The sequence below is a fragment of the Campylobacter sp. MIT 97-5078 genome, assembly GCF_006864455.1.
Classification (GTDB): domain Bacteria; phylum Campylobacterota; class Campylobacteria; order Campylobacterales; family Campylobacteraceae; genus Campylobacter_D.
In genome coordinates, this window is the sequence record NZ_QHLK01000013.1 from 1 (window position 1) to 17447 (window position 17447).

Annotated in this window: 17 protein-coding genes and 2 tRNA genes; 8 read left to right on the forward strand and 11 right to left on the reverse strand. The window is 31.9% G+C overall.

Annotated elements, in window-relative coordinates; genetic code table 11:
* Window positions 1-223 precede the first annotated feature (223 nt).
* Together msrP and DMB91_RS07030 are read left to right on the forward strand one after the other, a co-directional pair.
* The gene (msrP, locus tag DMB91_RS07025; protein ID WP_034906872.1) at window positions 224-1114 is read left to right on the forward strand and encodes a protein-methionine-sulfoxide reductase catalytic subunit MsrP; all 891 of its coding nucleotides are present in this window, start codon (window positions 224-226) and stop codon (window positions 1112-1114) included.
* 5 nt (window positions 1115-1119) lie between these two features.
* Window positions 1120-1734 (forward strand): sulfite oxidase heme-binding subunit YedZ, encoded by a 615-nt coding sequence (locus DMB91_RS07030; RefSeq protein WP_409513473.1) that lies wholly within the window; start codon window positions 1120-1122, stop codon window positions 1732-1734.
* Between the two features lie 9 nt (window positions 1735-1743).
* Here DMB91_RS07030 and DMB91_RS07035 read toward each other — a convergent pair whose 3' ends face one another.
* Together DMB91_RS07035 and DMB91_RS07040 are read right to left on the reverse strand one after the other, a co-directional pair.
* Window positions 1744-2064 carry a DUF779 domain-containing protein gene (locus DMB91_RS07035; RefSeq protein WP_034906869.1) on the reverse strand — a complete coding sequence of 107 codons (321 nt, stop codon included), beginning with the start codon at window positions 2062-2064 and terminating at the stop codon, window positions 1744-1746.
* A 51-nt stretch (window positions 2065-2115) separates the two neighbouring features.
* Window positions 2116-3624: an aldehyde dehydrogenase family protein gene (locus DMB91_RS07040; RefSeq protein WP_034906866.1), complete on the reverse strand. Its 1509-nt coding sequence runs from the start codon at window positions 3622-3624 to the stop codon at window positions 2116-2118.
* A gap of 258 nt (window positions 3625-3882) precedes the next feature.
* Here DMB91_RS07040 and DMB91_RS07045 point away from each other — a divergent pair, with 258 nt between their 5' ends.
* On the forward strand, window positions 3883-4089 hold the full coding sequence (locus DMB91_RS07045) for a hypothetical protein (RefSeq protein ID WP_034906863.1): 207 nt from the start codon (window positions 3883-3885) through the stop codon (window positions 4087-4089).
* Window positions 4090-4293: 204 nt separating this feature from the next.
* Here DMB91_RS07045 and DMB91_RS07050 read toward each other — a convergent pair whose 3' ends face one another.
* On the reverse strand, window positions 4294-5547 hold the full coding sequence (locus DMB91_RS07050) for an NAD(P)-dependent alcohol dehydrogenase (protein WP_260604886.1): 1254 nt from the start codon (window positions 5545-5547) through the stop codon (window positions 4294-4296).
* Window positions 5548-5757: 210 nt separating this feature from the next.
* Here DMB91_RS07050 and DMB91_RS07055 point away from each other — a divergent pair, with 210 nt between their 5' ends.
* Entirely contained in the window at window positions 5758-6255 is a 498-nt protein-coding gene (locus tag DMB91_RS07055) for a MerR family transcriptional regulator (RefSeq protein ID WP_143116878.1), read from the forward strand.
* A gap of 43 nt (window positions 6256-6298) precedes the next feature.
* On the opposite strand, the gene DMB91_RS07060 is transcribed toward DMB91_RS07055, so the two are convergent.
* The 5 genes from DMB91_RS07060 to dnaA all read right to left on the reverse strand — a co-directional run bounded on the left by DMB91_RS07060 (window position 6299) and on the right by dnaA (window position 13215).
* Window positions 6299-7336, reverse strand: coding sequence for an MBL fold metallo-hydrolase (locus DMB91_RS07060; protein ID WP_052043245.1), 1038 nt, complete (start codon window positions 7334-7336; stop codon window positions 6299-6301).
* A gap of 264 nt (window positions 7337-7600) precedes the next feature.
* Entirely contained in the window at window positions 7601-8218 is a 618-nt protein-coding gene (gene thyX, locus DMB91_RS07065) for an FAD-dependent thymidylate synthase (RefSeq protein WP_034906473.1), read from the reverse strand.
* A 140-nt stretch (window positions 8219-8358) separates the two neighbouring features.
* On the reverse strand, window positions 8359-10680 hold the full coding sequence (gyrB, locus tag DMB91_RS07070; protein ID WP_034906470.1) for a DNA topoisomerase (ATP-hydrolyzing) subunit B: 2322 nt from the start codon (window positions 10678-10680) through the stop codon (window positions 8359-8361).
* Between the two features lie 9 nt (window positions 10681-10689).
* A complete protein-coding gene (gene dnaN / locus DMB91_RS07075; protein ID WP_034906467.1) occupies window positions 10690-11757 on the reverse strand; it encodes a DNA polymerase III subunit beta in 1068 nt (355 codons plus the stop codon).
* 138 nt (window positions 11758-11895) lie between these two features.
* Entirely contained in the window at window positions 11896-13215 is a 1320-nt protein-coding gene (gene dnaA, locus DMB91_RS07080) for a chromosomal replication initiator protein DnaA (RefSeq protein ID WP_034906464.1), read from the reverse strand.
* A gap of 195 nt (window positions 13216-13410) precedes the next feature.
* Between dnaA and ruvC the strand changes: the two genes are divergently transcribed.
* Window positions 13411-13833 carry a crossover junction endodeoxyribonuclease RuvC gene (gene ruvC, locus DMB91_RS07085; protein ID WP_231549685.1) on the forward strand — a complete coding sequence of 141 codons (423 nt, stop codon included), beginning with the start codon at window positions 13411-13413 and terminating at the stop codon, window positions 13831-13833.
* A 73-nt stretch (window positions 13834-13906) separates the two neighbouring features.
* On the opposite strand, the gene DMB91_RS07090 is transcribed toward ruvC, so the two are convergent.
* From DMB91_RS07090 to DMB91_RS07100, 3 genes are all read right to left on the reverse strand, one after another.
* The gene (locus DMB91_RS07090; protein ID WP_034906458.1) at window positions 13907-14536 is read right to left on the reverse strand and encodes a hypothetical protein; all 630 of its coding nucleotides are present in this window, start codon (window positions 14534-14536) and stop codon (window positions 13907-13909) included.
* A 303-nt stretch (window positions 14537-14839) separates the two neighbouring features.
* Window positions 14840-14915 (reverse strand) — tRNA-Val (locus DMB91_RS07095).
* Window positions 14916-14929: 14 nt separating this feature from the next.
* Window positions 14930-15005 (reverse strand) — tRNA-Ala (locus DMB91_RS07100).
* Window positions 15006-15133: 128 nt separating this feature from the next.
* Between DMB91_RS07100 and DMB91_RS07105 the strand changes: the two genes are divergently transcribed.
* From DMB91_RS07105 to DMB91_RS07115, 3 genes are all read left to right on the forward strand, one after another.
* Window positions 15134-15904 carry a replication initiation protein gene (locus DMB91_RS07105; protein ID WP_034906781.1) on the forward strand — a complete coding sequence of 257 codons (771 nt, stop codon included), beginning with the start codon at window positions 15134-15136 and terminating at the stop codon, window positions 15902-15904.
* A gap of 96 nt (window positions 15905-16000) precedes the next feature.
* Entirely contained in the window at window positions 16001-17176 is a 1176-nt protein-coding gene (locus DMB91_RS07110; protein ID WP_034906778.1) for a toprim domain-containing protein, read from the forward strand.
* Window positions 17166-17402, forward strand: coding sequence for a hypothetical protein (locus DMB91_RS07115; protein WP_034906775.1), 237 nt, complete (start codon window positions 17166-17168; stop codon window positions 17400-17402). Before DMB91_RS07110 ends, DMB91_RS07115 begins: the two co-directional genes overlap by 11 nt.
* Window positions 17403-17447 lie beyond the last annotated feature (45 nt).

A 17447-nucleotide genomic window follows, 5' to 3' on the forward strand; every position in this document is an offset into this window, starting at 1 on the left:
TTGTTTGAAAGCTTTCAAAGTGTGATACAAAACTTAACTTTCTAAATCCTTAAACTACCCCTCGTTTAATAATTGATCTGGGGTAGTTTATGTTGGTGGTGTTTAATCAAAGACAGGCTAAAAAAATTAATTTTAAACAAAAGAGAAAAATCATAACAAATAATTTATTCATTAGCTTTTTTATGCTTAAATTTCTTTATTTAAAGTATAAAAAAGAAAAAATATGCAAATTACTCCTGAAAAATTATTTCAAAAAAGAAGGGAATTTATCAAACTTGGAGTTGGCTCTTTAGTAAGTTCAAGTATGCTAGCAAGCACTTTAAGCGCACTTGATTTTAAAGAAGAATTAAACTCAAAGCTAGAATTAAGCCCTGAAGAGCTTACTACAAATTATGTAAATTTTTATGAGTTTTCAGTCAATAAAGCAAAAGCGGTGCGTTTGGCTCAAAATTTTCACACCAAAGATTGGAAAATAGAAGTAATCGGAGCTGTAAATAAGCCTCAAACCTTAACTATGAAGGATATTTTAGCTTTTAAGCTTGAAGAAAGGATTTATCGCTTTCGTTGTGTTGAGGCTTGGAGTATGGTGGTGCCTTGGGTTGGTTTTGAGCTTAGAGCCTTGATAGAAAAGCTTGAGCCTACAAGTGAAGCAAAGTTTATCAAATTTACTACGCTTTTTGATAAAGAAAGATTTGCCGATCAAGCAGCCTTTTTTCCAACTCTTGATTATCCTTATGTAGAAGGGCTTAGAATGGATGAGGCTATGCATCCGCTTACCTTAATGGCTGTTGGTATGTATAAAAAGCCTTTAAAAGCACAAAATGGAGCACCGCTTCGCCTTGTCGTGCCTTGGAAATATGGCTTTAAAAGCATCAAATCCATAGTCAAAATCGAGTTTTTAGAAGAACAACCAAAAACGACTTGGGAGCTAGCAAATCCTGGAGAATACGGCTTTTATGCTAATGTTAATCCAAAAGTAGATCATCCAAGATGGTCTCAGGCAAGCGAGCGTCCTTTGGGTAAGTTTTTCAACCAAGATACCTTGCTTTTTAATGGCTATGAAAAAGAAGTGGGGTGTTTGTATGCAGGTATGGATTTAAGGAAGTATTTTTGAGTGCTATAAATACCAATGAGCCACAAAGAGCCTATAAAACAAGTTTTAAATCTATCTTAAGTGTAAAAAATTTAAGACTTCTTGCTTATGCAAGTTTTGCAATAAGTCTTATTTATACAGCGGTGCAGGCTATTTTTAATGTTATATATAGCTTTGATCTTATCTCAAAGCTTTATTTTTATACCGGAATTTTTGCTTTAAGCTTTACCTTTGCAAGTACCTTTTTTTCACTTTTTCAGTTTAAAAAGACTAAGATTTATCCGCGTTTGTTTGGAATTTATGCTGGTTTTTGGGCTTTGGCTCATTTTGGGGTGTATTTTGTTTTTTCAAAAAATTTAAGCCTTATAAAGCTGTATAATGACATCTCAAAAAGAATTTTTGAAGCAAGTGGCTTTGTGGCTTTTGTGCTTATGTTTTTTATGCTTTTAAGCTCTTTTGAATGGAGTAAAAGACTTGAAAAGATAAGAAAGCTTGGCTATCTTTGTTTTTTTGTGGCAAGTTATCATTATTTTTTATCAGCTAAAATCCCTGAATTTTGGCATTATCTTGTGCTTATTGTAGCAGGACTGTTTTTTGTGTATCGTTATACAAAGGGTTTTTTTAGAAAAAAGAGACTTTAAGCTTGTGTTTTAAATTTCACAACGCTTACTATGCAGTAAAAAATGCTCATTTAGCTCATAATCAAGTGAAAACTCACTTCCCCTGCCCTTAATGGCATCAAGTTCTAAATTTTTTCCTTCTAAATAAGCTTTGTAGTGTTTTACATGTATAAAAATGCCTATATTTTCAATTTCTCCTAGCTTATAATCATTTTCGCCTAATTTAAAATCATCATACACCATTAAAGCTGAACCATCACAACACCCTCCTGAAAGATAAATGATAAAATTTGGATACAAGGCTTTAAGTTTTGCGATTAAATCAAGGGCGTTTTTACTTGCTTTAAGCATGATTTTTCCTTATATGAGTTTAGAGTGATTAAAAAATCACTCTAATTTTACTTAGAAAAAGCCAAGTTTTTTAGGACTATAGCTTACGAGTAAATTCTTAGTTTGTTGATAATGCTCTAACATCATCTTGTGCGTTTCTCTGCCTATACCGCTTTGTTTATAGCCTCCAAAGGCAGCATGAGCTGGATAAGCATGATAACAATTAGTCCAAACCCTACCAGCTTCTATACCTCGCCCAACTCTATAAGCTCTATTAATATCTCTAGTCCAAACTCCTGCTCCTAGTCCATAAAGTGTGTCATTAGCGATTTCTAGAGCTTCTTTTTCATCTTTAAAGGTAGTTACACTTAAAACTGGTCCAAAAATTTCTTCTTGGAAAATTCTCATTTTATTATGCCCTTTAAAGATAGTAGGCTTGATATAAAAGCCATTTTTGAGCTCGCCTTCAAGTATGTTTTGCTCTCCACCTATTAGGCATTGTGCACCTTCTTCCTTGCCTATTTTGATATAATTTAAGATGGTATTGATTTGTTCTTGGCTTACTTGAGCACCCATCATAGTGCTAATATCAAGAGGATTGCCAACCTTAATGGCTTTTACTCTTTCAAGCACCTTGGACATAAATTTATCATATATGCTTTCTTGGATTAAAGCTCTACTTGGGCAAGTGCAAACCTCGCCTTGATTGAAAGCAAAAAGTACAAGTCCTTCCACAGCCTTATCTAAGAAATCATCATCTTCAGCCATAATATCTTCAAAGAAAATATTTGGGCTTTTTCCGCCAAGTTCTAAGGTAACTGGTATGATATTTTCAGTGGCAAATTGCATGATCTGCCTGCCTACAGCTGTTGAGCCAGTGAAGGCTACCTTTGCTATCTTTGGACTTGTTGCAAGAGCTTTGCCTATCTTGCCTCCACTTCCATTGACTATATTTAAAACGCCCTTTGGAAGTAAATCTTTAATCAAATCAATAAGCACTAAAATGCTAGCAGGAGTAGCACTAGCTGGCTTTAAAACTATGCAATTGCCTGCTGCTAAAGCTGGAGCTATCTTCCAAGCTGCCATTAAAAGCGGAAAATTCCAAGGTATGATTTGTCCAACCACGCCCAAAGGCTCATGAAAATGATATGCCACTGTGTTTTCATCTATTTCGCTAATACCGCCTTCTTGTGCTCTAATACAGCCTGCAAAATAACGAAAATGATCGATACTTAAAGGCACATCAGCATTTAAAGTCTCTCTTATAGGCTTGCCATTGTCCCAAGTTTCAGCATAAGCTAAAAGCTCTAAATTTGCTTCTAAGCGATCAGCGATTTTAAGCAAGATATCAGCCCTTGTAGCTGGAGAGGTTTTAGCCCAAGACTTTTTAGCTGCACTTGCTGCATCTAAAGCTACGTTAATGTCAGCTTCATTAGACAAAGGCACTTTAGTGATAATCTTACCTGAAATAGGGGTGATATTTTCACTATATTGCCCACTTTGAGGGGCTTGCCACTCTCCATTGATGAAATTTTCATATTGAGCTTTAAATACCTTAGTATGATCCAAATATGCACTCATTGTTACTCCTTTTATTTGAAATTGTATATAATTTAATTGTAATAAGACTTTATTTATATTTTTTAAATAAGATAAAAATTATTTTATATTTTTACAAAGATGATTACATTTTGTAACATTCTTAACCTTATTCATAAACTAGGGCTTGAAAAAGATTAAGAATGCTTTCTTGCATAAATTTTAAAGAAAAAAACATTTGAAAAATCTTTAAATTCTACAAAAACTAGCACAAAATATGCTAACCAATTCAGTAAAAAAATGACAGATTTTTTAAATTTACTCTTAACAGATACAGCGAAACAAAAACGCCAAAATTTAAAAAAGGAGAATAACAATAGCTGTGGAAGTGAATTTAAAGCAATGGAGCTAAGTTTTAGTAAACCTAGCCACGACAAGAAAAACGCACTCAAAGAGGTTCTAAAACAACTTGAACTTGGCTTAAGGCTTTGGAAAGCTAGGGATTAAAAGATATAAAGCAAGGACAAAAACACAACTTCTTTTCTATCCTTACTTTAAAAAGGAGCTTAAACTAGAGTTTAAAGCGTTTTAATTTTTGTTTTTTTTAAATTCTAATAGTTTGTTTTGATTTAAAATTTAAAATGAGCCAGCCTATTTTTAAATTTAAGCTGACTTTTATAAGTTTTTGAGCCTTAAAATCAAAATTTTAGCTCAAACTCCCAAGCTCCTTTTCATATCAATAACTATCCTAAAATCAGCCTCCCCTCGTGCCACTTTTTGATAAGCCTCATCAAGTTTATCAGCTGTGATAAGCTCAACCTTTGGATAAATCTTATTTTTCACTGAATAATCAAGCATTTCTTGAGTTTCTTTAATGCCACCAATGAGCGAACTATAAATTTTGCGTCTAAAATTCCAGATAAAAGTATTTGCATTAAAGCTTGGATTATCCTTGTTAGCTGGTAAGCCAACAATTGCCATTTCGCCGTGCAGCTTTAACATAGCCTGATAAGCGTTTATATCATAATGATAAGGTATAGTTGAGATGATAAAATCAAACTCGTTTTTAATGCTTTCAAATTCAGCTTTATTATTAACATCAACAAAACGTTTTGCCCCAAGTGCTAAAACCGCATCTTTTTTGCTTGCTACACGATCAAAAGCTGTAACCTCAGCTCCTAGAGCCACCATATACTGCACCGCCATATGTCCTAAGCCGCCAACTCCAGCAACCGCCACCTTATCGCCCTTTTTTACTTTTGAATAGCGTATAGGTGAATAAGTGGTAATGCCAGCACATAACAAAGGAGCTACTTTTTCAAGTTCAGCATTGTTTGGAATTTTAAGAGCAAATTTTTCACTTACTACATAATTGTTTGCATAGCCTCCATAAGTGATTTCACCTCCATGAAACACATCTTTGCTATCATAAGTAAAAACCGTTTTTGCATTCATACAAAACTGCTCCTCGCTTCTTTTGCAAGCCTCACATTCCCCGCAAGAATTCACCATACAACCTATACCAGCTAAGTCCCCAACCCTAAATTTACTCACCTTTGAGCCAACAGCGACTACTCTACCAGCGATTTCATGTCCTGGCACTATAGGATAAGTTGCAGCCCTAAAATCCCCACTTACAGCGTGCAAATCACTATGACAAATTCCAGCATATAAAATATCGATTAAAATATCTTTTTCTCCAAGTGCATGACGCGAGAAGCTAAAGGGCTTAAATTTCCACTGCTTTGAACTTGCCGCAAAGCCTTTTGATTCAATTCTTGCTCCATTTTTAATAGCTTCTTGAGTACTCGCTTCAAGGCTATCATCGATTTTTATCCCATTTGCAAGACTTAAGCTTTTTGCACTTGCATTTGAAAAAATCCCAATCCCAGCCATACTAGCCAAAGCCCCACCGCCAAGTTTTGCTGAGGTTTTTAAAAACTCTCTTCTGTCTTCATTTTGCATAGTTTTCCTTTATATTAAATTGAAAAAGCTTTGCTTTAGAGCAAATTTCTTTTATGAGTAAAATTATAAAAGCTGACACCTAGTGTCTGTCAAGAGTAAATTTAAAAATTTTGCAAATTTTTTTTCAAAATTTATGTTTCCTTATAAAGAATGCAGAAAAACAATCTTGCTATACTTTCATCATATCTGCAAAAAAAGGAAGGCAAAAACATGGCTTATACTATCATAGAGGTTGAAAAACGCACGGCAATTTCATCAAGGACTTTGAGATTTTGGGCGAGTAAAGGACTTTTTCCCTTCGTGGAGACGGATAAAAATGGAGTGCGGTATTTTTCTCAAAAAGACCTTGAATGGGCAATTTGGATCTCATTTTATAGAAGTATAGGCATGAGTATAGAAAAGATTAAAACCTACATAGAACTTTCAAGATACGGAATAAAAAGTGCTAAAAAGCGAAAAAAGATGATAGAGGAGCAAAAAAACTTAATCGAAGCTGAAAGGCTAAGACTTGATGAGATAACTGATTTGCTTAAGATGAAAATGGCTTATTATGACGCGCTTTTAAGGCAGGGCAAAGATATAGCTAATCCTCAAGATAAAAACTATCAAATGCCTGATCCTACAAGATGCAAAGCTTTTTTAAGGCAGGTTGAAAGGGCTCAAATTCATTTTAGAGATGAAAAACCACAAAAAGCTAGTAAAAAATAGCAAAAAACTTTGCAAACTTAAATTCAAGCAAAGTTTTTTAAGCCTATGACTTAAGCTCTCTCCACCAAGTTTGAGTTTGAATCTTTTGCCAAAGAGGTAAAATTGCACCAATTTGCTGGGTAAGCAAATCAAACTCATAAGCTAGGGCTTTATGCAGAGTATAGATTTTTTCAAGTGGTTCGTCCCAGCTGTGAAAAGAAAGCTTGAATTTGCTGTTATGACAGGGCATAAGTGCTTTTGCATTTAAGTCTTTGCAAGCTTGCAAAGTTTCATGTGGAAACATATGTATATCAGGCCAGTTTTGGCTGTATTGTCCATTTTCTAGCAAGGCTAGATCAATGCTTTTAAAACGTTCACCTATGCGTTTGAAATGCAGTGCATAACCACTATCTCCGCCTATATATATTTTTTTATCTTTATTTTCAAGCACAAAAGAAGCCCAAAGCGAGCACGCTGAGTCATTGGCATTGCGTCCAGAAAAATGCTTGGTTTCAAGACAATGAAGCCTTAAATTTTCATCAAGATCGATGCTTTCATCCCAATCCATCTCAATGATATTTTCTTCATTTATACCCCAAGTCTTAAGGTATTTGCCAACACCTAAAGGCACGATAGCTTTTTTGATAATATGTTTGAAATTTTTAATGGTTTTCTTACTTAAATGATCATAGTGATTGTGCGTAATGATAAGATAATCAAGCTCATTAAAATCATCTACTTTGTAAATATCTGTGCCATGAAATGCCTTAAAAGCGAAGGGCAGGGGTGCAACATTATCAAGTAAAACAGGATCAACAAGCACACTTTTACCTTGAAAATAAAGCATATAAGAAGAATGCCCAAACCACACCAGCTTATCTTCACTGCTTGATTTTGGATTAAAATGCTTTTTAAGATCGCTTTTTATGGCTTTAATGCAAGGATTTTTTTGAGGTTTTAAAAAGAACTCATAGGCGATTTTAGCTAAATTTGCTAGTTTGACAGAGTGAATTTTCTCATTTATATCTTTGTTTCTTGCCTTGTTATTTATAAAATGAAGTGAATGTTTTATGCGAAGTTGTGTATCTTTAAGCTCTTTCACTTTTATTCCTTTTAAAAATGAAGAAAAGTCTATAATAAAAGAGTAAATTTAAATCAAAAAATTCATAGTCTTTTTATTTCTCGCACAGCTAAAATATCAATAGCATTATCTCCGCTAGCAAAAAGGGTCAAAAAAGGCAAAAACTAAAATCAAAAGGTATTTTTCATCGTTTATCCTCTATCATAAAGCGGGCAGATTAAAAAAAGTAGCGGTATGATGTAAAATTGCTGAAAAGTTTGATTTTATAAGCTCTTAAATAAGAAACTAATCTAAAAGCACACTTTCTTCAAAAATGAATTGATGTTCGCTTGGCAGGGCGTTAAAAATAGCTTTTGCAAGCTTTCTGATCTCCCAAAGGGCTGATTTTGAACTTCTAAGATGAAGAAAATTTTGTAAGGATCTTGCATTGATGCTCCAAGTAAGCTCTGTTTTATAACTTTCTGGCAAGCAATATTTAGCGATATCAAGGCTAATGCTTTCTTGTAAGATCAAACGCAAATTTTCAAGAGCTCTAATACTTGCATTATCAACTTTTTCGTTTTCTGTCAGAACAAGATATTTACTTGCATGTTTAAAGTCAAATTCTTTAAAAGCTTGCTCATTTCGCAATTCTTTTAAGGTATAACGTGTGCTTTTTACACTTAAACTTGCGTGGCGATGTCTAGCAAGCTCTTGCAAAAGGGCTCTTGAAATACCTTGTATATAAAAAGTATAATTTAAATGTTCTAAGGTTGAGGCGTGTTTGAATTTATTGCCAACTCTATCGATAAGTTCTTTATCAATCTTACCGCCTTTGTCGCCTTTTTCAAAGCTTTGCCAGCAAGTGCGTATAGCGTGAGAACAAATTTCAAGAGCAGTATAAGAAAGTAAAGTGATTTGCATAGATAATCCTTGTAAATTTTAAGCAAAGATTGTAACGAAATTTAGATAAAAGTGAAGTTAAATAAAAAAGTAGATACTATAATATAGTTTTTACTCAATAAAAAACTTTAAAGGCAGTTGTAGCCTTTAAATTGACACTTTTATACATCTAAATGCTTCACATCCTTAGCGTGTTTTTGTATATAATCTCTTCTTGGCTCTACCTCATCACCCATGAAAAGGTTAAAAGTATCACTAGCACTCTGTGCGTCTTCAATTGAAATTTGAAGCAAGCGACGATTTTGTGGATCCATGGTTGTATCCCAAAGCTGATCTGGATTCATCTCACCTAAGCCCTTATATCTTTGTATATAAGCTCCTTTTTTTGCACTTTCTTCTATATCTTTTAACACAGCTAAAATGTCCTTATCAAATACAGCCTCTAAATCTCTTTCTTTGATCTTTTGTGAGATATACACTGCTTCTTCATAGAGAGGATTAGTAAATAAATCATCATTGATTATTAACTCTTCAAGTCCATTTTGCGTTTGGACAAAAATGCGGATTTCATTTTCGTTTATGTAAGAGTTTAAGATATTGTATTTTTCTTTTTCAAGAAAGCTTTTTATATCCTCAAATAAGGCTTTATTTTCCTTTTTAATCAAATCTGGATTTTCTATCAAATGTCTGATAACACTAATGATAGAAAAACGTTTTTCAAGCTCTTTAAGCACATTTCTATACGCAGCCACAAGCTTTAAAAAGTCTTTTAAATCATTTAAACCCACGCCCTCATAATTTGAGTTTTCTATGCCTGTTTCTATAAGGTATTCATTTAAGGCTTTTTCATCTTTAAGATAAATTTCTTTTTTCTGTCCTTTTTTATAGCGATAAAGTGGAGGCTGGGCAAGATAAACATGTCCATTTGCAACAAGATCATTCATAAAGCGGAAGAAAAAGGTTAAAAGCAAGGTTTGAATGTGCGAGCCATCAACATCAGCATCAGTCATGATAATGATCTTATGATATCTTAAACGGCTTAAATCAAATTCATTACCTACCCCACAACCAAAAGCTGTGATCATATTTTTAATCTCATCTGATTTTAAAATTTTATCAAGGCGGGATTTTTCAACATTTAAAATCTTTCCTCTTAAAGGTAAAATCGCCTGAAAAGCCCTTTCTCTACCTTGTTTAGCAGAACCCCCGGCTGAATCGCCTTCCACAAGATAAATTTCACATTCACTTGGATCTTTGCTTTGACAATCAGCTAACTTTCCGGGTAATGTGCCAACACTTAAGCCCTCTTTTTTGCGGGTAAGTTCTCTTGCTTTTTTAGCCGCTTCTCTGCCTCTTGCTGCCATTAAGGCTTTATTCATAATAGCTTTGGCTTCTATGGGATTTTCTTCAAAATATTTGTTTAAAAATTCAAAGCTAGCTTTATTAACTATAGGACGCACATAACTTGAACCAAGCTTGCCCTTAGTTTGTCCTTCAAATTGTGGATCAGGCACTTTTACTGAAACTATAGCCACAAGTCCTTCACGCACATCTTCACCTGTTATTTTACTATCTTTTTCTCTAGCTGCAGCGTTAGCTTCAACATAATTTGTAATTACTCTAGTAAGCCCCATTCTAAAGCCAGTTTCATGCGTTCCCCCATCTGGGGTTTTGATATTATTAACAAAAGAAAGTAAGGTTTCATTATAACCATCATTATACATTAAAGCCACTTCGACTTCGACATCTTCTTCAGTTATGCTAAAATTCATTACCTTTGTCAAGGCTTGTTTTTTGTTTATATCATTTACAAATTCAGCAATTCCACCTTCAAAATGAAAATTTTCTTCTTTGCCTATACGGTTATCTTTAAAATTTATAGTAATTTTAGAATTTAAATATGCAAGCTCACGAAATCTTTTAGCTAGTATTTCATAATCAAAGTCTTTTACTTCAAATATACTATCATCAACCCAAAATTCAATTGTAGTTCCGGTTTTTGAACTTTTTCCTATGATTTCAAATTCACTTGTTGGTATGCCTTTTGCAAATTCTTGGCGATAGATATTACCATCCCTTTCAACTGTAGCAACAAGCTTTTTAGAAAGTGCATTAACAACTGAAACGCCAACACCGTGAAGCCCACCAGAGACTTTATAAGTATCTTGATCAAATTTTCCGCCTGCATGAAGCACAGTTAAAACAACGGTTAAAGTAGGGATATTCTCAGTAGGATGAATACCAACTGGTATGCCACGTCCATTATCACGCACTATACAGCTTCCTTCAGTAGTGATTTCTATATCTATGGTATTACAATATCCAGCCATAGCTTCATCTATAGAATTATCTACCACTTCATAAATCATATGATGAAGTCCATTTACATTGGTATCGCCTATATACATACCTGGGCGTTTTCTAACCGCTTCTAAGCCTTTAAGGACTTTGATATTGCTTTCGCCATAATTTTGAGTTTGCATTATCTATCCTTATAAAATCACAGGCATAATTACCGTTTCAAGTTCTTTTGAAGTAACGATAAAGGCTAAATTTGGTTCATTAATCTTTAGTTCAAATTCCTCAGTTTCTATAGAGTGTAAAAAGTCAAATAAATATTTAATTTTTATATTTAAAGAAAAGTTTTCTTGTATGTTAAGCTCACACTCAAGCTCTGTTTTTGCTTCAACATTATCTAAGCTAATACCTTCAAATATAAGTTTGTTATTTTGAAAATGGAGTTTCATTTTTTCAGCAACAACATTTATTTTTTTGAGACTTTCGATAAAATCTTCAGTTTTAAAGCTAAAGACTTGATTGATTTGTTTTGGCACTACTTTTTCATAATCTGGAAATTTATCATTAATGAGTTTAGTGAAAAATTCAAAATTATCATTCTTAGCGATAAGTATATTTTCATCATAAAAAAGTTCAATTTTTTCATAGAAAAGTTTTTGCATTTCAGCAATGGCTTTTTTAGGAATACTGATTGAAAACTCTTTGTCATTGTGTTTGAATAAAGTAAATATAGCAAGTCTTTTTGTATCTGTGCCTACAAAGTTGATTTTATCTGTTTTAATGTCAAGTAAAGCTCCATTTAAGGAGTATTTCGGGTTATTTGCATCTATGGCTGGAAGGATTTTTTTAAGGCTTCTACTTAAATCACTTGAGTCTAAGTCAAATTTTGATTTCTCTTCAATATTTGGAAAATTTGGAAAATCTTCATAATTAAACATAGCAAGTTTGTATTTTGTGCTTTTTTGGCGAATAAACAAAGAATTGTCAATGGTTTCTAAGATTACATCTTCATTATTAAGGTTCTTGATCATATCAGAAATTTGTTTTGCGTTTGCTGTAGCAAAGCCACTTGTTTCTATTTTGATTTTTTTGATTTTATAACTTAGTCCAAATTCATAATCACTTGCTTTGATTGTAAGTTTATCATCATTTGCTTCAAAAAGTAAATGTGAAGTGATTGCACTAGAATCTTTTTTATCCACATAAGCGTTGCAAAGTGATATTGCAGATTCGAGTGTATTTTTGTTTATGCTGAGTTTCATTTTTTCTCCTTTATTTTTAATTTAAATTTATTCATAGTAATAAGCATGTTGAAAATGTGAAATTCCTTTTTAAACTCTTATTTTAACTTGATTTGTTGTATGAGTTTTAAGAAGTGTTTTTTCACATTTTTTCACAGGCTAACTTTGAATTTTTGTTAAGATTTTGTTTTTTAGTTCATTTATTTTATCTTTTAAATCATTTTTTTCTTTTATAAGTTCATTGATCTTTTTGATATTATGTGAAATAGCAGTATGATCTTTCATCTCAAAAAATTTCGCAAGTTGAGGCATAGACATACTTGTAAGCTCCCTTGCCAAAAAGATTACTAATCTTCTTGCTGTAACTATATTTTGCGTTTTTTTGTTTGATTTTATATCATTTGCTTTAATATTAAAGTCTTTGCATACCACACTTAAGATATCATCTATATCAATGTTTTCTTTTTGTTCTTTGATATGATCTTTCATAAAGCTTTTTGCTATATCAAGAGTGATTTCTTGATTGATCAGTCTTGAATATGCGTTTAAATTAGTAATCATTCCTTCTATTTCTCTTATATTATCTCCCATTGAAGTAGCGATATAAGAGATAATTTCATTATTTAAACTTACTCCATTAAATTCGCATTTTTTGCGGATAATTGCCATTTTAGTGTCAAGTTCAGGTGGGGTAATGTCAGCAATAGCTCCATTTGCAAAGCGAGATTTTAAGCGTTCTGTAATACCTTTAAGCATATTTGGTGGGGTATCTGAAGTCATAATGATTTGTCCGAATTTTTCCTTGACTTCATTAAAAGTAAAGAAAAATTCTTCTTGAATTTTATCCGTTTTACCCAAAAATTGCACATCATCGATAAGCAAAACATCACAATTGCGGTATTTTTCATGAAATTTATCCATGCTTTTATTCATCAAATGTGAGCTAAAATCATTAATGAAATTTTCACTTGTAGCATAAATCACAATCTTACCAAGTTCTAAACACGTATTCCCTACAGCTTGAAGCAAATGCGTTTTACCAAGTCCTGTTGGTCCATAAATAAAAACAGGATTATACAACTTGCCAAGTTTGTCTTTTGCACTTGCTGCTTTACAAGTTGCATAAGCATATTGATTAGAATCTCCTACAACAAAGCTTTCAAAGGTATAAGATGGATTTAAAACCGTGCTTGTGCCGTGTTTAATAGGGGTTTTTAAGTTATATTTTGAGTTATTTTTAAGCGAGATACTTTGGATCAATACTTTGGCTTTATTGCCACTTTGCACTTCATAAAAATGTGAGATTCTATCAGCATATTTTGTTTGTATAAATTTAGCCATGAGTTCATTTGGTGCATTGAAAATGAGCTGATCGGCTTTGCTAGCTTTTTCGTTTAATATTAAGGGAGTGATAAAATTTTCAAATTCATTACGAGAAATTTCTTTTTCAAAGTGTTTGAGTATATCAGCTGCGTCCATTCACACCCTTAAATTGATTTTTAACTTATTATTTTATCTAAAATTTCATAAAAAAAGGTTAAAATTTATAGAAATTTCACAGCTTGTGAAAATAAAATTCACTTCAGTGAAAGGTTTTGATTTTAAAAAAGGTAGAATGTGAAAATTTTAGGCATAGATCCGGGCTCGCGTTTTTGTGGATATGCTATCATTGAAATGAAAGCTGGTAAAAACATACTTATCGAGGCTGGACTTATCAAGATCAAACCAGCCTCATTGCAGTATCAAATTACAGAGTTGTGCGAGGGGCTTGATTTGATTTTTAAAAATCATAGTTTTGATGAGGTGGCGATTGAAGATATTTTCTTTGCGTATAATCCAAAAACCGTGCTTAAACTTGCCCAATTTCGCGGGGCTTTAAGCTTAAAAATCTTACAAACTCATGGCGAATTTAGCGAATATACTCCCTTGCAAGTTAAAAAAAGCGTTACGGGAAAGGCAAAAGCGACAAAAGAGCAAGTGGCTTTTATGGTAAAAAGGCTTCTTGGCATACAAAAAGAGATCAAACCTCTTGATATCACTGATGCCATAGCTATAGCTTTAACACATGCTACAAATATGAGATTTAAAAAGACTTGAGCTGAAGATAAAGTTTTTCTTCAATTACATACAAAGCTTGATTAATATATGAAAAATTTAAGCAAAATGGGATTTAATGTGCACCGATGAAGTATCTTTCTACATCATCAAGTAGCTTTTCACAGATTCTAGAGTCTAAAGACTTATCAACGATAAGATTGATATGTGTTTTGGTGTCTCTAAAACTTCCGGCTGATTTGATATTATTTTTATCAAGTTTTTGTCCTTCTTTAAAATACTTGATATTAATGTTAAATTTAAGATTTGCACTTGCTTCACCAAGATTGGTTTCAATTTGAATATTCATTTGCGAAGATTTTGAGAGTGTAGCTTGAGTTTTGGAAAGGATTTCTTTAAAGCGTTGATATAAACGAATCAAATCTTTTATAAATTTATCATCAAAGCTTTCATAGGCGATTTTTAAGCGATTTTTGATATCTTGGGTTGTGCCTTTTTCAGGGGCAACAAAAACCATATAAAAGCCATTTTTGATATCAACTTGCTGACTTTTAGCATCTCTACTACTTGACATAACCTTGACATAAATAGCATTATCAAGATAAATTCGATCAATCATAGGACCATAAATTTCATATTCTTTGATCCTTGTGATGACTTCTCTAGCTATAACATTAAGTTTCACAGAAGCATCATGTATGATAGGTTCCATTTCTTTTTTAATATCAAGTAGCTCTTTTAGCATTTATTAGTCCTTAAATTTCATTCTTAAATCAAATATGCTTATAAAATATTTACGAATTTTTGTTTAAATTCTTATTAAATTACTCTATTTTAAAATGAAAAAATATTTATTGCTACTTTTGTTTGTGTTCTAAGTTTATACGCTCACACTGATCATCAAGGTGTTACAAATGGGTGCTAGAAATTTTCTTAAGTATTTAAAAAAATACAAAAATTCGCACCACAGCAAGTAAAATCATAAAAGATCAAGAACAAGAAATACTCGAATTTAAAACATTGTTAAAAACTCTTCACTACGCTTAAATGGTGGCTCCGATTGGACTTGAACCAACGACCACCACCATGTCAAGGTGGTGCTCTACCAGCTGAGCTACGGAACCTTTTAAAAGCTAAATGGTGGAGCATAGCGGGATCGAACCGCTGACCTCGACGCTGCCAGCGTCGCGCTCTCCCAGCTGAGCTAATGCCCCAAATTTGCATTAAGAAATAAAATTATGCCTTAACTTTGCTTAAAAAAAAATTTTTTAAGCTGTATTGCAGTTTAACGTAGAGATAACCTAGCAAAATTAAGTTTTTATTAAATTAAAGGATAGATTTGATGTTTGCTACTGAAAATGAATTTGAAAAAACTTTACCTGAGTTTTTCTTTTCAAAAGAAAATATTGATTTGGCAAAGAATGAAAAATTAAAAGTAAGCTATAAAAATTCATTTTATAACATTATCTTTCCAGATTTTAATTCCATAGATTTTAATTTTTTATTTGGGCTTTTTTATCTTTTAAAAGAAAAACGAGATAGCAAGATAAAAGTTAATTTTATATTTTTTACAAATTTAATTAATAAGAAATTTTATGCTTTAAATAAGAAAAGATTTTTTAAAGAATTTAATAATTTTTGCGAAAAGGCTATTAAGGTTTATTTTTTAAAGAAAGAAAAAAATGAGGATAATTTTAATAATATATCTTATTTTTCTCTTTTTTCATACATACATATTGATGAAAAAGAAGGTTGTTTTACAATTTCTTTTAGTAAATATATTATAAATATACTTAATGATGTTAATGAATCTTATACATTTTTCAATTTAAAAGATTTTTGCAATATTAAAACCAAATATGCCAAATTATTTTATTTGCTCTTTATCCGCTTTATCTATAACTCGAAATTTGTAATTAGCAAAGAGGAATTTTATAAATATTGTTCATTGAATAACAAAAAATATTTAAGACAAATAGACATAGATGATAAAGTGATAAAACCTGCCATAAAAGAACTTAAAAAAAGTCAAAGTATATTTAAAAATCTCTCTGTTATAAAAATCAAAAAAGGTAATATGGTTAAAGCTTTTGAATTTATATTTGAAAGATAAAGGGGAATTAAAATGAGTGATGGTGTTATAAGACTTATCTTATTTGCAGTATTTTTTGCTAATTTTTAAGCTTATATTGAATTTAAAGGAGTATTTATGAAACCATACAACGAGGACAAGCTTTTATTGCCTTTTGATGAGATATTATCAAATAATGGTTATATAATTAAAAGGGAGAAAAGCTCTAAAAATTCAATCACAATGACAAATGCAAATAATGACACTATAATCATTACTCGCTTTAGCAATGGGCATTATTTGTATTTCAATCCAAATGAGCTAAATGATAGAGGCAATATCTATTCTTTTTGCAAAAATAGAGGCATAAAGTTAAAAGAACTTTTAGCTCATCAAACTAAGGAGGTAAATTTAAAGCATACTTTAGAGATAAAAAGCTCGCAAGATAATAAAATTAAAGAGCTTTTAGAGTGCTTTAATCAAAGCAAAGCCTTAGGCGAAGACAATATCTTTGCAAATAAAAGAATGATAGATAAAAATCTTTTACAAGAATTTAATCTCAAACAAGATGATTTACACAATGTCTTAGTGCCAAGCTTTAGTCTAAAAAATATCAAAGATGAAAAGCTCATCTTGCAAAGTGGCTTTGTCAAATACCTTTCAAGCCCTATTACTAAAGACAAACAAGGCAATGAATACAAAAAACCTATAAAACAGCTCTGTTATGGCTTAAAAGGTTTGGAATTATTAAAAGCAGAAAAATTAAGAATGAGTGATATTAAAGAAATCATTATAGCTGAAAGCATAATCGATGCCTTATCTTTTGTAGAGCTGAAACATTTACATATAAATGAGTGTTTATTGTGTTCAACAAATGGGCAAATAACTGGTTCGTGTAAAGAACTTATACAGCACCTTAATGAAAACTGCAAAAATGCAAGTTTTAACCTTGTTTTTGATAATGATGAAAAGGGAAAAAGTTTTACTCAAACTTTAAAGGAGCTTTTAGGGGAAAAAGCCTTAGTAAGCGAGCCTGTGTTAAAGGATTTTAATGATGATTTATTTGTATCTAAGTTTTTGCTTTTAAATAGAACTTTCACCCTTAAAGAGCTTGAAACAAGCCTTGATGAAAAACTCTTTCAAAAAATCATTACTTTAAAAACAGCAAATAAAGATAAAGAATTAAAGCTTCCACTTAAGATTTTAAAACTCATTAAACCAAAAATACAGAATTTCTTAAACAAAGAAAGCCTTGAAAAGCTTTCTTTAGCCTTTGAAATCAAAAAAGAAAAAGGATTTGTAAATGCAAGATAAAAACAAAGCATATAAAACAAAAATGACAATTTGGCTATCTTTTCTCATAGGTGGAATATCCTCTTGTTTAGGGATATTTTTTTCTTTCATACTTGTAAAGTTTGAGCTTTTTAATGCTTTTGAATATTTTATGTCCTTGCCTTTGGTGGTGCAAATCATCTGCATAGGCTTTTATGTAGTGCTTTGGGCTTTACTTTCTTTTGTTTTATACAAAGAATTAAATTAAAACTTATGCTATAATATAGCTCAAAACCACAAAAAAAGGACTTAC

What these genes read in the sequence shown, in the direction of transcription:
- DMB91_RS07105 (WP_034906781.1), top strand. Translation starts at nt 15,134, where the DNA reads ATGTTTGCTACTGAAAATGAATTTGAAAAAACTTTACCTGAGTTTTTC.
- DMB91_RS07040 (WP_034906866.1), bottom strand. Translation starts at nt 3,624, where the DNA reads ATGAGTGCATATTTGGATCATACTAAGGTATTTAAAGCTCAATATGAA.
- dnaA (WP_034906464.1), bottom strand. Translation starts at nt 13,215, where the DNA reads ATGGACGCAGCTGATATACTCAAACACTTTGAAAAAGAAATTTCTCGT.
- DMB91_RS07050 (WP_260604886.1), bottom strand. Translation starts at nt 5,547, where the DNA reads ATGCAAAATGAAGACAGAAGAGAGTTTTTAAAAACCTCAGCAAAACTT.
- DMB91_RS07110 (WP_034906778.1), top strand. Translation starts at nt 16,001, where the DNA reads ATGAAACCATACAACGAGGACAAGCTTTTATTGCCTTTTGATGAGATA.
- DMB91_RS07035 (WP_034906869.1), bottom strand. Translation starts at nt 2,064, where the DNA reads ATGCTTAAAGCAAGTAAAAACGCCCTTGATTTAATCGCAAAACTTAAA.
- DMB91_RS07090 (WP_034906458.1), bottom strand. Translation starts at nt 14,536, where the DNA reads ATGCTAAAAGAGCTACTTGATATTAAAAAAGAAATGGAACCTATCATA.
- DMB91_RS07045 (WP_034906863.1), top strand. Translation starts at nt 3,883, where the DNA reads ATGACAGATTTTTTAAATTTACTCTTAACAGATACAGCGAAACAAAAA.
- DMB91_RS07055 (WP_143116878.1), top strand. Translation starts at nt 5,758, where the DNA reads ATGGCTTATACTATCATAGAGGTTGAAAAACGCACGGCAATTTCATCA.
- ruvC (WP_231549685.1), top strand. Translation starts at nt 13,411, where the DNA reads ATGAAAGCTGGTAAAAACATACTTATCGAGGCTGGACTTATCAAGATC.
- DMB91_RS07115 (WP_034906775.1), top strand. Translation starts at nt 17,166, where the DNA reads ATGCAAGATAAAAACAAAGCATATAAAACAAAAATGACAATTTGGCTA.
- thyX (WP_034906473.1), bottom strand. Translation starts at nt 8,218, where the DNA reads ATGCAAATCACTTTACTTTCTTATACTGCTCTTGAAATTTGTTCTCAC.
- msrP (WP_034906872.1), top strand. Translation starts at nt 224, where the DNA reads ATGCAAATTACTCCTGAAAAATTATTTCAAAAAAGAAGGGAATTTATC.
- dnaN (WP_034906467.1), bottom strand. Translation starts at nt 11,757, where the DNA reads ATGAAACTCAGCATAAACAAAAATACACTCGAATCTGCAATATCACTT.
- gyrB (WP_034906470.1), bottom strand. Translation starts at nt 10,680, where the DNA reads ATGCAAACTCAAAATTATGGCGAAAGCAATATCAAAGTCCTTAAAGGC.